This window comes from Streptomyces umbrinus, assembly GCF_030817415.1.
Lineage (GTDB): Bacteria > Actinomycetota > Actinomycetes > Streptomycetales > Streptomycetaceae > Streptomyces > Streptomyces umbrinus_A.
This window is the reverse complement of sequence record NZ_JAUSZI010000002.1, coordinates 361,237-374,416: the sequence shown is the minus strand read 5'-3', so window position 1 is coordinate 374,416 and position 13,180 is coordinate 361,237. Positions and strand designations below refer to the sequence as shown.

Below are 13,180 nucleotides of genomic sequence, written 5' to 3'. Positions count from 1 at the left end.
CTGAGTCCGGAGCCCAACGACCCCGGGCCGCGGGTCAGTATCCTATGGCCTCTCGGAGGAGCAGCACGGTGCCGCGCCCCGGGCGGGTCTCCGCGTTGAGGATGAGCAGGCGGTTGACGGCGCTGGGCATCCCGTACGCCGCCTGGGCGCGCGCGTTCTCCAGCGGGAGGGCGTGCTCCTCGACGCGGTGCAGCGCAGTGCTCAGGTCGGGGACCACCTTCTGCGCGCCGACGATCCAGACCGCGTTGGCGGCGCCGCCCGCGTTGGCGGGGAGTTGGCTGCCGCTGCCCGAGGCAAGAACGAGCGAGCCGGTCTCGGTGACCGCGGCGACGCTGTTGACGACGAAGTCGGGTCCGGTGACCAGCCTTCGGATCTCGTCGGCGCCGGTGGCACGGTCGATGGCCAGGACGCGCGGCCTGATGGCGTCGTACCGGCCGCCGGCGTTGATGTCCTCGTCGATGCCGGACAGCCGGAGGGTTTCGCTGGCTCCGGTGAGCACGCTGGCGCCCTCGGGGACCAGGTCCTTGATGCGGGAGCGCGCGGCCGCGGCGTCGTCGAGGATCTCGGCGGCGAAGCCGGCCGCCCGCAGCGCGGCGGCTGCCCGCTCCAGTCGTTCGGCCGATGCCGGGTCGGCGAAGGACGCGGCCGGAGCCGGGGCGGCCGTGGCGTCTGCCGGGTTGGTCCCGGAGCCCTGCCCCGCGTGGGGCGCCGTACCCGCCAGCGGGGAGGTGTCGAGGTACCTGACCTCGTACACCCGCTCGGCGAACTTCCAGCCCTCCGCGGTGCGCTGGTAGCGGTCGTGGTAGACGGCGTAGTTCAGACCCTGGCGTCCGTCGAGGGTGCGCGCGAGTTCCTGGATGTAGGCGCGGCCGGTCGCGGTGTCGCCGTCGAGCAGGATGGTGCCGGGGTGTGTGGTCTGCACGAAGAAGTCCCACTGGCTCTGCAGCCGCTCGCCCCCGGCACGGATCTCCTCGCGGCCGACCAGTTCGACGGGGATGTTGGGCATGCGCAGGGCGCCGTCCGGTGTGAACAGCGACGCCATGCGGGGTCGGTCGCGCATCATCGCCGTGTCGGTGAACTCGCCACGCAGCGCCTCTATCTCGACGCGGTCCGCGATGGCCTGGAAGTCGTTCATCGGAATCACCTCTCGGTCCTGTTGTCGTCCTCACCGGTACGACAACGCAGCCCTGCGGAATGTGAGGTGGCGCGGCGACCTCACATTCCGGCGAGCTGTTCTGTCGTAACGGGTAGAGGCGACAGAACCGAGCGAGGGAGACCGCCGGACCATGACGAGCAGAGCCGAGCCAGGCGACGACCACAGCGATCCGGGCCTCAGCGCGATCATGAGCGAGCGGCGCCAGTTGATCAACCTCGGCTATCGACTCCTCGGGTCCCTTGCCGACGCCGAGGACGTCGTGCAGGAGACCTACGCCCGCTGGTACGCCATGTCCGCACAGGAGCGGCAGGCCATCGAGTCGCCCGGTGCCTGGCTGATGACGGTCGCCAGCCGTATCTGTCTGAACCTGCTCGGCTCGGCGCGGGCCAGGCGGGAGACGTACGTGGGCGACTGGATCCCGGAACCGCTGCCGGAGCCCACGGAGTGGATCACCGGGCGCTCCGGCGCCGGTGACATCGACCCGGCCGACCGGGTCACCCTGGACGAGTCGGTGACGATGGCGTTCCTGGTCGTCCTCGATTCGATGGCCCCGGCCGAGCGCGTCGCGTTCGTCCTGCACGACGTCTTCCGCTACCCCTTCGGTGAGGTCGCCGAGATCGTCGGCCGCACTCCGGCGGCGTGCCGCCAACTGGCCTCGTCCGCCCGACGGCGCGTCCGCACCGCGCAGTCCCCGGCGGGCCCGAGTGCCGGGCAGGCCAGGATCGTCAGGCAGTTCAGAACGGCATGGCAGGCCAAGGACATCGATGCCCTGATCAGCCTGCTCGACCCCGATGCCACCGCGACCGCCGACGGCGGCGGCCTGGCCGTCACCCATCTGCTCCCGATCGTGGGCGGTGAGCAGATCGCACATGCCTACGCCGAGATCGCCCGTGTGTCGGGCCACCGCACGACATTCCTGGAGTGCACGGTCAACGGCCTGCCCGGCCTGGTGGCACGGCAGGACGGCGACATCGCTACCGTGTTCGCGTTCGAGCTCGCGGGCGACCGGATCAGACACATCTGGGCGGTGCGAAACCCCGAGAAGCTCCGTCCCTGGCGGATCGGCTGAGAAACGGTCCGGAACACCGCAGCGATCGGATCATGACCAGCACCGACCCGCACCGAGCCCACATCTCAAACACGCCCTGGATGGTCCAAGGTGGTTCCGTCGGGCTTCCGCCCGAAGGCGGCCGCAAGAACGGCCGGGAGGTCGGCCGCGGGGACCGCGACGCGCACCTCTGTCAGGACATCAGGAAAGTCGTCATCGTCGACGACACCCATGTACTCCTGGCGCAATCGGTAAATGGCCTCGACGAGTTCGGGCCGCAGCAGCATCCAGGCGCGGGACGTGCGGACCTCCTCGTCGACCTGGTCCATGAACCACCGCATGACCTCGTACGAGACGTCGACGTGTTGCCCGCCGGGGTCGAAACACACCGTCGGCTCCCGAGCCGGGTCCTCGTCAGGGACGATCGCGGTCACAAGAGTTCGTTGCCCGGCAACGAGATCCAGTTCCAGGTACCAGGCGTCATCGGGGACCGAGTACATCGCGGTGATCGCGTACTCCCCGTTGGGGTGCGGGACGGGCATGATCGCATGTTGTCATGCTCGTATGGGGGCCTACCGGCCTTGTCCTGGGCGGGTGTTCTGGTGCAGTGAGTGACGCCGGTAGGGCGACTCGGGTGGCCCGAAGGCCAGCTCGTTCTCGTCGAGGGCGTTGGCGATGGTCAGTTGGCTGTGGGGGAAGCGAAAGCTGACAGCGACTGTTCCCTGGGCCATGTCTGTGCCGGTCCATTCGAGGAGCTCGACGTCCTGAAGGGCCTGGCCTTCGAGGGCGTGCAGCTCGCGGCGCATGTCGGACCGCCACTGGAGATCGAAGCCGGGCCATCTGACCGGCTGGTGGGGATCGACCGTGTTCCAGGTGATCGAGACGTCGTCGAACTTCCGGTGGTTGATCTCGACCTGTTCACCGGTGAAGTCGAGCAGGACGGGGCAGTCGGAGAACCACTCGTTGTCCTGGACGTCCCAGACCAGCCAGGCGCGGGTCAACGGTCGGCCGATGAGTGCGCGCAGCTGCCGGCCGTGGCCCGCCACGATCGCAGAGCGACCGTTCAGCCATTGGGGCCGGTAGGTTTCGATCCCGAAGTTGAACACGCCAGGATCCTATGAAGGTGCCCTGGGAGAGACGCGCCCGATGGCTGTCGAGGGAGACACGGACAGGGGTTCAGCCCACCGGCACGTGATCGGGTGAGGACGAGGGCGTGCCGGTCCACCGGCGCAGGGCGGCTTCGAGGCCGGTGACGGCGGAGATGCCGGTGGTGTCGGAGGCCCAGGCGACCACCCCGTCCGGGCGCACCAACACCCCCGTCGGCGTCGCGTTGTCGTCGGTCACGCTGGTCACTCGCCCGGCCCAGGCCTCGGCGAGGCGGGCGAATGCGCCGTCCGGAGTGCGGTCGAGCAGCAGGAATCCGCCGCCGTGACGGTGGTCGACCAGACGGGAGCCGTCCTTCAGCCATACGTCGGGGACGTAGCGGCCGATCAGTGGGTGGTCGCCGGGCAGGTCGATGCGCTGGTCGGCTCCGGAGATCTTCTTGACCGCGTAGGTCGTGCCGTCCCGAGTGCTCAGCAGATCGGCGACGACCTCCCGGAGCGCGGCCGACTTGGCGTCCCCGCGCATCACCCCGATCTGGGCCCGCGTCCAGTCCAACACCCAAGCGCCGAGCGGACGACGCTCGGTGTCGTAGGTGTCGAGCAGTCCTTCGGGTGCCCATCCGGCGACCACGGCACCGAGCTTCCACCCGAGGTTCATCGCGTCGCCGACCCCGAGATTGAGCCCCTGACCGCCGAACGGCGAGTGCACGTGCGCGGCGTCGCCGGCCAGCAGCACCCGTCCCGATCGGTAGGCCGCGGCCTGGCGGGCGTTGTCGGTCCAGCGGGTCGCGGTGGCGCGCAGCGCGGTCAGTGTGACGTCGGTGCCCGAGACCCGGCGCAGACTGGTCTGCACCTCTTCAAGGGTGACCGGCTCCCTGGGGGTCCTTCCGCGCGAGCGAAGCCGAGCGTGCGGGAGGTCGTTGAGAGCGCCGTCGAACTCCACGGTGACCACCCGCCCGGGCTGTGGCCCATAGCGGTACGCCCCACGGGTCGACCACGCCCAGCCGTCCGCGAGTTTCTCCGGGTCGGCTATGTCGACGAGCGCCAGGTGCCCGGTGAGTTCGGGGTCGGTGCCGGGGAACTCGATGCCCGCGAGGCGTCGCACGGTGCTGCGCCCGCCGTCGCACCCGACCAGCCACCCGGTGCGCACCGGACCGGCAGTGCTGTCGACGAGCACGCCGTCGCCGGTGTCTTGGAGCGCGGTGACCTCCACTCCGCGACGCACCGGTATCCCGAGTCGCGCGACATGGCCGGCCAGCAGCTCCTCCAGCTCACGCTGCGGCACCATCCGCGCTCCGGTGACCGCGGTGTGCGCGGCGAGGTCGGAATCGGACCAGTCCACGAGGTCGGCGTCGAGGACCATCCCCGCGAAATGCCCGGTGAACCGCGAGTCGGGTGGTCGCCGGCCGCCACCGGGCTGTTGATCACCACCGGGCTGCCGGTTTCCGCCGGGCTGCGCGCCGCCACCGGGCCGCCGGTCGCCGTTCTTGGGCGCGAACGAACCCACCCGCTCAAGAATCTCCCGCTGCACCTGCTCGGCAGCAGGCAACAGGCCTCGGCGGTCGAGCGCCTCGGCCGTCGGCACATTGATCGACCCCGCCTTCATTGCCTCGGCCGGCTCGGCCAGTCGCTCGATCACCTGCACCGTCGCCCCGGAGAGCGCCAGCTCGGCGGCGAGCATGAGGCCCACCGGCCCGGCTCCCACCACGGTCACGTCCACGTCCTGCTTCGCATCCATCGTCACGAACACCGTTCTATCTACGAACGCTGTTCGAGTCAAGCTATGATGACTCCGTGAACCCGAGAGAGCGACGCGCGGCGCGCCACCAGCCGCCGAACCCCGAGGCCGAAGCAAGCCCCAGGCCGCGGCGCCGCAAGGCCCCGATCACCGTGGAGCAGGTCATCGACACCGCTCTGGGCGTCATCGCCACAGAGGGCTACGAGGCACTGACCATGCGCCGACTGGCCGGAGCGCTCGACACCGGACCCGCCTCGCTCTACGCCCACGTGGTGAACAAGGCCGACCTCGACGAGCTGCTCATCGGACGGCTGTGCGCCGAGCTCGTACTGCCCGAGCCCGACCCCGCGGCCTGGCGGGAGCAGGTCCGCTGTGTGTGCGCCCAGATCCGCGACCAGTACCTGAAGTACCCCGGAATCTCCCGTGCCGCGCTCGCCATGGCCCCCACCGACCTCGAGACCGTGCGCGTCAGCGAAGGAATGCTGGCCATCCTGCTCGCCGGCGGCGTCGCCCCTCAGGCCGCCGCCTGGGCGATCGACGCCCTTTTGCTGTATGTGGCCGCCTACTGCCTCGAGGTGTCGATCGCGCGCCAGAGATCAGCAGATGACGACGCCGTCTGGGTCCACGACCGCGACGAACTGCTACGCCGGTTTGCCGCCCTGCCTGCCGAGACCTTCCCGCACACCACCCGCCACGCCGCCGAGCTCACCGCCGGCGAGGGCCACGACCGGTTCGACTTCACCCTCGCCCTGATGGTCGACGGCCTGGCCCGCCGCTAGCCCGACGACGCCCTCCCACTTCCTTGGGCAGGCGAACTGCAGTTGAGCGAACCGCGCCCGCAGGCAGGACCCACCGGCGGGCGCTCTCAGAGTGATCGGGATGTGGGCGCGCGTACGCCCCTGTCGGGGTCGGCCGCAGCCTCAGGGCTACCGCTTGCGAGCGAGGGTGACGCCGTCGGCCATCGGGAGCAAGCGGCTTGGCGTCGACGTCGTCACCCATCCGCCGGTCGGCCGCCGTCTGCGTGAACACCCCTGCGCCTGCGTGCTGTTCAGCGCGGGGGCCGAACAACTCGGTGCGACCACGCCCCCGGTCTCGGTCCTGCTGACGACGCGCAGCTCGCTCGCCCGAGCCGACGAACTCGACCTGCAGATCGCTCCGAGCCACCTCGTACGGTCCGACGCCTACCCGCACGGCAGCGGACTCGGCTTCCTGATCTCCGTCACTCGCCCTGAACCCGACGCCCACGTCACCCTCCAACTGGCAAGCACAGACCCGGCCGTCCCGCCCCGGCCTGCTCGACGACCCCGAGGACATGCACAAGATGACGGAGGCGATCGCTCTCGGCCGGGAGCTCGCTGACACCGCCCCGATGCGCTCACCGGGCCTCAACGAAATCGCCCCCGGCCCCGCCGTCACAACGGACACAGACGTGGCCGCGTACCTGCGCGCCCACGTCAAGCCGTACCCGCACCGCCTGTATGCCACCGCGCCCATGGGGCCCGACACCGACGCTCACGCCGTCGTGGACTTCCGCGGATGTGTGCGAGGAGTGTCCGGCCTCAGAGTGGTCGACGCCTCGATCCTGCCCGACGTCCCCGCCGTGGCCACCAACGTCACCGTGATCATGGTCGCCGAACTCATCGCCGACCACTTCACCCAGGACACCTCGGTCTGACGTCGACGCGGCGGTTCCCCGACAGCACTGCGGGGGAACGGCCGTTGAGGCGGGACGATGTCGGCGCGGATTCGTCTACGCCGCCGAGCGGGCCGCGCCGACCGAGGCCGCGTACGCCTCCAGAGCGGACCGCGGCTCCCGCTCCAACAGCCCGCGCAGCGCGTTGAGTTCGATGCCCGTCCCGTCCAGGAAGCCGGCCGCGATCGCCGAGTACGTCCCCACCAGCATCGGCAACTGATAGGGCAGCGCCTCTCCGGCCGCAGCGATCGTTTCCCGGGCTCGGGCGAGTGAGCCGGGCTCGTAGGAGCCGTCGGCCGCAGCCGCCAGCTCCGAACCGCCGAGGGCTTCCTCGCCGACAAGCTCGTACGTTCGGCCCGCGTGCTGCTCCGGGGCGCTCACCACGCGAGCGGCCACTTCCGCGAGATCCGCGCGGGCGACGGCGGCCAGACGCCCCGAGCCCAGTGGCGCGGTGATGGCCCCGTCGGGGCCCGGGGCGGCGATGGCGGCGAGGAACTCGGCGTACAGGCCATTGCGCAGGATCGTCCACTCCAAGCTGCTCTGCCGGATTCTGCGTTCGGTCCAGCGATGGGGGAGCGCGTAGGCGAGGTGGTCGCCGTCGCCGCTCAGGCTGGTGTAGACGACGTGCCGCACACCCGCCTTCTCGGCTGCCGTGATGGCCGCGTCGTGACGGGCGACGACCACGTCGTCCTCGCCGAATCCTGCGGAGATCAGCAACAGGGTGCCCACACCTGTGAAGTCGAGCGATGCAGGGTCGTCGAAGTCGACGCGGCGCTCGCCCGCGGAACGGGGTGTGCGGGTGCCGAGCACCACGTCGTCGCGTACGGCCAGTCGCTGGGCGACGAGTTTTCCGAGTGCCCCGGCGGCGCCGGTGAGCAGGATCATGGGAAGTCCCTCCTGAGCTGTGTGGTTCCATCCTCAGCGGAGGAACTCGATCGCATAAGGAGGCACTTTCATGTCAGCAGGGCACATGGCGGTAACCAGCCCGGCGGCCGCCCCGGCGGCAGCCGTACCCGTGATCGTCTGCGACACACCGCAGGACGAGTGCGGTGTCCGGGACGTGCTGGACCGGCTCGGTGACAAGTGGTCCGTCTACGTGGTGGTCGAACTCGCCTCTGGCATCCGCCGGTTCAAGGAGCTCCAGCGCGCCATCCCCGGCGGCATATCGCAGCGCATGCTCACGCTCACCGTCCGCCGCCTCGAGCGCGACGGCCTGGTGAAGCGCACGGTGTATCCCACGGTCCCGCCTCAGGTCGAGTACGAGTTGACGGAGATGGGACACAGCCTGACTCACCTCGTGAAGGCCCTCGCCGACTGGTCGATCGCCCATCGCCGGGCCATCGCCGCCTCCCACGAGGCATGGGACGCGGCCCACCCGGACCCGGAGGCTCGCTGACCACTCGGTCCGGCGGGCCCGACACCGGACCCGGCGGGCCTCGGACCGGATCCGGACCGGGGCCGTGCTGCCGGAAGGTCGCACGGCGTCACCGCGCCCGCCGTGCCATCGTGGTGCCATGACGATCGAAGTGCGCCCGGCTACGGTCTTCGAGGACGTCCGCACCCTGGTCGGCCCGAAGTCGCCCGGGGCCAACGTCTGCTGGTGCCTGAGCCACCGGATCCCGTCCAAGCTCAACAACGAGCTTCGAGGGCCGGCCCGAGGTGAATACGTCGCCGAGCTGTGCCGTACGGGACCCCCTCCAGGTGTGCTCGCCTACGACGGCGACGAGCCGGTCGGCTGGGCCGCGGTGGCGCCGCGCGCGGACACCTCCTTCGCGCGCAACCGCAAGATCCCGCACGTCGACGACCTCGCGGTCTGGTCGCTGTGGTGCATCCGCGTACGCCCCGGTCATCGGAAGCAGGGGATCTCGCACGCTCTCATCGCCGGGGCGGTCGAGTACGCCCGTGCCCAGGGCGCACCGGCGATCGAGGCCTACCCCCTCGACAACGGCGAGGCCAAGGTCGACATGACGATGGCGTACGCCGGGCTCCGCAAGAACTTCGAACGCGCCGGGTTCACCCACGCCGCCGACACCACCTCGGTACTGGCCGGTCATCCCCGCATCCTGATGCGCCTCGACCTGAGCTGACGGTCGGCGGGAATCCATGGTTTGGCATGCAGTCGCGTGAGATCGAGACCAACGTCGCCAAGATCCACGTGCGCGTCGGCGGCCATGGTCCAGCGGTCGTCCTGCTGCACGGCTTTGGCACAACGGGTGACATGTGGGGTCATCTGGCGAGTGCACTCATCGAGGACCACATGGTGATCGCGCCCGACCTGCGTGGGCTGGGCCTCTCGTCGAAGCCTGACGGCGGCTACGACAAGAAGAACCAGGCGGCGGACGTCTGGGGGTGTCCTGGACGCCCTGGGGGTGCGTTCGATTGAACTGGTGACGCACGACATCGGCATCATGGTCGGCTTCGCAGCTGTCGCCACCCACCCCGAGCGAGTGAGCCGATGGGTGGCGATCGACGCACCGCTGCCCGGGATCGGGCCCTGGGATCAGAACACCCAGGATCCGGCCATGTGGCACTTCGGCTTCGGCGGTCACGACATGGAGCGCCTGGTCGCCGGCCGCGAGCGCATCCATCTCGACCGCTTCTGGAACGAACTCTCCGTGGAGCCGAAGCGGTTCGACGAGGCGAAGCGCGAGCACTATGCGGCGCTCTACGCTCAACCCGGCACAATGCGAGCGAGCTTCGCCCAGTTCCTGGCGTTCACCCAGGACGCGGCCGACAACAGGATGTTCCTCGCACAGGGCAGGCTTCAGATGCCGGTCCTGGCCTTCGGCGGCGAAGCAACCTTCGGCCCTGGGATCGGCGAGGTGCCGCGGTGTGTCGCCGACAACGTCGAAGACGCGGTCATCCCGGACTGCGGCCACTGGATCACAGAAGAGCAGCCGCAGGCGACTACGGACCTGGTCGTCGACTTCCTGCGCCGGGAGCAGTAAGAGACCCGACTTCGATGTGAGCGACGCTCGGGCCTTCGGACTCGAACTCGGCGGACGCAGGCCGGCGCGGGCGCCCGGAAGACGCCCGCGCGCCACACCCTGTGGGTCAGGGCTTGCCCAGGTACTCGGTGGCCTCGATCTCGTTCAGGTGGATGAGGACGTCGTGTGCCGGGCCGAGGGCGGTCTTGTACGTCACGGGGTCGGGCCACCCGGCGCCGATGTTCCAGGTGACACGCGGCTTGTCCAGCCAGGCGCGCGCGGAGTTGGGAACCGTGCGCATGTCGAGGATGTAGTCGTCCTGGCGGACCTTGTCCAGGGTCTCCTCGTTGGAGCCGGGCTTCGCGGCCCCCACGCGGTAGGTGCGCATCACGTTGTCGTCGGTGCCGAACGCCTTGAAGGAGCCCTTGAAGAAGCTGAAGCCGATGCTGACGTACTTCCTGCCCAACGCGTCATGCAGGAACGCCCCTTGGGTCTTGGGATACCGCTCGTCGAAGGAGTCGTACGACACGTGCGTGTTGTGCGCCGACAGCAGGATCCGGTCACCGGTGTGCTTGTTCCACCAGGCCACGTTCTCCGCCATCACCTGGTCACGGAGCCTCATCATCTCCGCGACCTGGGCCTCGTCGGTGATGTCGAGGGAGTAGCCCTTGGCCATCTGGTGGATGGCCCTGGCGTGCTGCACGGTCCACAGGTGTTCCTGCCGGTCGGCACCGGAGCCGGGGCGCTGCTTGCGGAGCAGCTCGTACACCTTCCCGGTCCGCTCCGCCCGCTCCTGGCGTTCTGCCAGTGGCAGCTTCAGGTAGTCCTCGCTGTAGGTGCCGGCGTCGGTGGTCGGCGCCAGACCGCGGTACAACTCGGTGACCTGCTCCAGCAGTTGCGGGTACTCGCGCGCCACCTGGTCGGTCACCTTCTCGTACAGCTCCGGCCCGGCGTAGCCCATGTCGTTGCCCATGAACTGCACCTTGTCCTTCGGGTGCCGGCGGTTGTAGTCCCGCATCCACTCGATGAGGTTGATGTAGTCCTGGTTGTTCCAGATCCGGTACGCCCCCTGGAACTCCTCGTTCGCTATGTCCTTGAGGTTGCCTTTGCCGTTCAGTACGTAGTCGTTGAGCCGCAGACCGCTGCTCCAGGCAAGCTCAAGGGAGAAGGTCCGGAAGCCCTTCTGCTCCACCAGGTAGCGGAAGACCCGGTGCTTCATGCGGAAGAAGTCCTGCGATCCGTGGCTGGCCTCACCCAGACCCACCACCTCGGCGTCCTTGACCATGCGGCCCAGCGCGTCCAGGTCCCGCAGACTGCCTTCGGGCTCGGTGGTCCTCAATGTGTGGGCACTGCGCTCGATGGCATCGACCACTCCGCCCGCGGGCCGCCCCGTTGCTGACGTCTTGGCATGGCCAGCGGAGGCCGAAACCGGAGTCGATGACTTGTCCATGGCATCGCCGATGGCCGGAGTGGCAACCGCCACGGCACCGAGGGAGAGGAGGACCGAGGGAATGATTACTGCCTTGCGTCGCGTCATGGCTATAGATTCCCGTGCGCACAGGGGTCGTCTCCAACCCATACGCTGCCCACCTCCGGGTACCGCAGGCACTACCGCCGGGACTCCTGGCACTACCTTGCGGCCGCTGTCGTCGTAGCGGGCGGCACGGGCGAGATTGTCGACGGTCTGTCAGGTCTCGGGCGCCTTCGCCGTGTTCACGTCGGGCGCCTTCTTCAGATGGACGGTTCCAGCCTCGCTGGTGTCCACCCGCAGTATGACGGCGGTTTTTGTCCCCGCCGCTGACCTGCTGCGGCGACGCCATTACAGCAGGCGCTACCGGCACCCGCCGGTGGCCACCCCAGCCGGGTGACCCGCCTGCCTGATCGTTTCGACCGGCCGGAATTCCTAGCGTGCGGCCACACCGCAACGGCGGCCCGACCGACACGACACGCAAGGAGCCCGCGACCCATGAAACCCAAGCTCACCTCCCATGTGGTGGCCACTACGCTCGTAGCCGGGCTGGCATGCGTCGGCATGACGCTGCCCGCGGCGGGCGCGACCGGATCCGTAACCGCGCCGCTGCACGACACGGCGAACAGCAAGGCGCTGCAGGCACACGCGGACGCGGTCCTCAAGACCGGGACCGTCGGCGTCGTGGCCCGGTCGACCGGCCCGCGAGGTTCCCGGTACGCCACCGCCGGAGTGGCCGACCGAGCCACGGGCAACGCCGTACGCCCCGGTGACCGGTTCCGGATCGCCAGCACCACCAAGACGTTCGTCGCCGCGGTGGTGCTCCAACTCGTCGGCGAGGGACGCCTGTCGCTGGACGACACCGTGGAGCACTGGCTGCCCGGAGTCGTCTCCGGCAACGGCAACGACGGCAGCGCGATCACCGTACGGCAGCTGCTCCAGCACACCAGCGGACTGTTCGACTACACGGTGGACTTCCCCGAGTTCGCAAGCACGGCCGGCTACCAGGCCGACCGCTACACCACCTGGACACCGGAGCGGCTGGTCGCCATCGCGATGCGGCACACCCCGGGATTCGCGCCCGGCGACGGGTGGAGCTACTCCAACACCAACTACATCCTCGCCGGAATGATCATCCAGAAGGCCACCGGGCACACCTGGGACCAGGAGGCCACCGCGCGTCATCCGCCCGCTGGGCCTGCGCGACACCGTCGCCCCGACGACGTACCCGCGGATGGCCGGACGCCATCTGCGCGGCTATTCCTCCTTCGACGAGGACAGGGCACCGATCGACGTCACCGAGATCAACCCCACCGCGGCCGGCATGGCGGGCGCCATGATCAGTACGACGGCCGACCTCACCCGCTTCTACCAGGCGCTCCTCGGCGGGCGGCTGCTGCGTCCGCCGAGCTGGCGGCGATGAAGACCACCGTACGAGCCCTGGAGCTGGACCCCGGCTGGCCCGGCGTGCGGTACGGGCTCGGCCTGATGGAGATCCCGCTGTCCTGCGGCGGCGCGTACTACAGCCACGGCGGTGACATGCCGGGCTACACGACCCGTAACGGCGTCAGCGAGGACGGCCGCCGCACGGTGGTCCTGAACGCGACGAGCGACGGCTCGACGGACTCGTCCACGCAGCAGGCGGCGAACAACCTGATCGACGATGAACTCTGCGCGTGAGCACGCCCACCTGGCCGGCGCGGCCACGGTCGCCGCGTCGACCGGCGGTGTCGCGGGCCGGGAGATGCCGGAGCGTCGTTCTGCCACCTTCGCCGCACGCAGGGTCTGGTGGTGGATTGTGTTTCGATGACGGCGAATGCTCCTGCGGAAGTCGTTTTGACGCGGCGCGGGCCGGCCGCGGTGAACAGGGCGTCGGATTCGGTGATTTGGCGTCCCCTGCCGCCTGTCATGCAGAGCAGGTTCATGTCCATCAGCGGGTCAGTTGTTCCCGCCGCTCCTACGCCGATGACCTTGCCGAGGGTACGTCTGTCGATCGTCTGTGAACCGTTCTGTCCGTGTCGGCTCCTCAGTGTCTTTCCAAGTCGTC

Annotated in this window: 15 protein-coding genes; 9 read left to right on the top strand and 6 right to left on the bottom strand. The window is 69.3% G+C overall.

Annotated features, from left to right (window positions below):
* Positions 1-34: 34 nt before the first annotated feature.
* Positions 35-1,135 carry an LUD domain-containing protein gene (locus tag QF035_RS02350; RefSeq protein WP_307517793.1) on the bottom strand — a complete coding sequence of 367 codons (1,101 nt, stop codon included), beginning with the start codon at positions 1,133-1,135 and terminating at the stop codon, positions 35-37.
* A 151-nt stretch (positions 1,136-1,286) separates the two neighbouring features.
* Here QF035_RS02350 and sigJ point away from each other — a divergent pair, with 151 nt between their 5' ends.
* A complete protein-coding gene (gene sigJ / locus QF035_RS02345; RefSeq protein WP_307517791.1) occupies positions 1,287-2,225 on the top strand; it encodes an RNA polymerase sigma factor SigJ in 939 nt (312 codons plus the stop codon).
* 65 nt (positions 2,226-2,290) lie between these two features.
* Here the strand turns inward: sigJ and QF035_RS02340 are convergent, their stop codons facing one another.
* The 3 genes from QF035_RS02340 to QF035_RS02330 form a co-directional block, all read right to left on the bottom strand.
* On the bottom strand, positions 2,291-2,746 hold the full coding sequence (locus tag QF035_RS02340; protein ID WP_307517790.1) for a hypothetical protein: 456 nt from the start codon (positions 2,744-2,746) through the stop codon (positions 2,291-2,293).
* Between the two features lie 30 nt (positions 2,747-2,776).
* Positions 2,777-3,310 carry a hypothetical protein gene (locus QF035_RS02335; RefSeq protein WP_307517789.1) on the bottom strand — a complete coding sequence of 178 codons (534 nt, stop codon included), beginning with the start codon at positions 3,308-3,310 and terminating at the stop codon, positions 2,777-2,779.
* Positions 3,311-3,380: 70 nt separating this feature from the next.
* The gene (locus QF035_RS02330) at positions 3,381-5,045 is read right to left on the bottom strand and encodes an FAD-dependent monooxygenase (RefSeq protein WP_307530843.1); all 1,665 of its coding nucleotides are present in this window, start codon (positions 5,043-5,045) and stop codon (positions 3,381-3,383) included.
* Between the two features lie 56 nt (positions 5,046-5,101).
* On the opposite strand from QF035_RS02330, the gene QF035_RS02325 reads away from it, so the two are divergent.
* Positions 5,102-5,824, top strand: a complete 723-nt coding sequence (locus QF035_RS02325; protein WP_307517788.1) for a TetR/AcrR family transcriptional regulator — start codon at positions 5,102-5,104, stop codon at positions 5,822-5,824.
* Positions 5,825-6,273: 449 nt separating this feature from the next.
* Complete coding sequence (locus QF035_RS02320) at positions 6,274-6,720, top strand: GMC oxidoreductase (protein ID WP_307530841.1); 447 nt, start codon at positions 6,274-6,276, stop codon at positions 6,718-6,720.
* A gap of 75 nt (positions 6,721-6,795) precedes the next feature.
* Here QF035_RS02320 and QF035_RS02315 read toward each other — a convergent pair whose 3' ends face one another.
* Positions 6,796-7,623 (bottom strand): NAD(P)H-binding protein, encoded by an 828-nt coding sequence (locus QF035_RS02315; RefSeq protein WP_307517786.1) that lies wholly within the window; start codon positions 7,621-7,623, stop codon positions 6,796-6,798.
* 70 nt (positions 7,624-7,693) lie between these two features.
* Between QF035_RS02315 and QF035_RS02310 the strand changes: the two genes are divergently transcribed.
* From QF035_RS02310 to QF035_RS02295, 4 genes are all read left to right on the top strand, one after another.
* Entirely contained in the window at positions 7,694-8,134 is a 441-nt protein-coding gene (locus tag QF035_RS02310; protein WP_307517785.1) for a winged helix-turn-helix transcriptional regulator, read from the top strand.
* 118 nt (positions 8,135-8,252) lie between these two features.
* The gene (locus QF035_RS02305) at positions 8,253-8,825 is read left to right on the top strand and encodes a GNAT family N-acetyltransferase (RefSeq protein ID WP_307517783.1); all 573 of its coding nucleotides are present in this window, start codon (positions 8,253-8,255) and stop codon (positions 8,823-8,825) included.
* A gap of 26 nt (positions 8,826-8,851) precedes the next feature.
* Positions 8,852-9,121 carry an alpha/beta fold hydrolase gene (locus QF035_RS02300; protein ID WP_307517781.1) on the top strand — a complete coding sequence of 90 codons (270 nt, stop codon included), beginning with the start codon at positions 8,852-8,854 and terminating at the stop codon, positions 9,119-9,121.
* 4 nt (positions 9,122-9,125) lie between these two features.
* Positions 9,126-9,686 carry an alpha/beta fold hydrolase gene (locus QF035_RS02295; protein ID WP_307517779.1) on the top strand — a complete coding sequence of 187 codons (561 nt, stop codon included), beginning with the start codon at positions 9,126-9,128 and terminating at the stop codon, positions 9,684-9,686.
* Positions 9,687-9,792: 106 nt separating this feature from the next.
* Here the strand turns inward: QF035_RS02295 and QF035_RS02290 are convergent, their stop codons facing one another.
* A complete protein-coding gene (locus tag QF035_RS02290) occupies positions 9,793-11,202 on the bottom strand; it encodes an erythromycin esterase family protein (RefSeq protein ID WP_307517778.1) in 1,410 nt (469 codons plus the stop codon).
* A 429-nt stretch (positions 11,203-11,631) separates the two neighbouring features.
* Here QF035_RS02290 and QF035_RS56200 point away from each other — a divergent pair, with 429 nt between their 5' ends.
* Positions 11,632-12,813 carry a serine hydrolase domain-containing protein gene (locus tag QF035_RS56200; RefSeq protein WP_307517777.1) on the top strand — a complete coding sequence of 394 codons (1,182 nt, stop codon included), beginning with the start codon at positions 11,632-11,634 and terminating at the stop codon, positions 12,811-12,813.
* Positions 12,797-12,943, top strand: a complete 147-nt coding sequence (locus QF035_RS02280) for a hypothetical protein (RefSeq protein WP_307517776.1) — start codon at positions 12,797-12,799, stop codon at positions 12,941-12,943. Before QF035_RS56200 ends, QF035_RS02280 begins: the two co-directional genes overlap by 17 nt.
* The last annotated feature ends 237 nt before the right edge of the window (positions 12,944-13,180 follow it).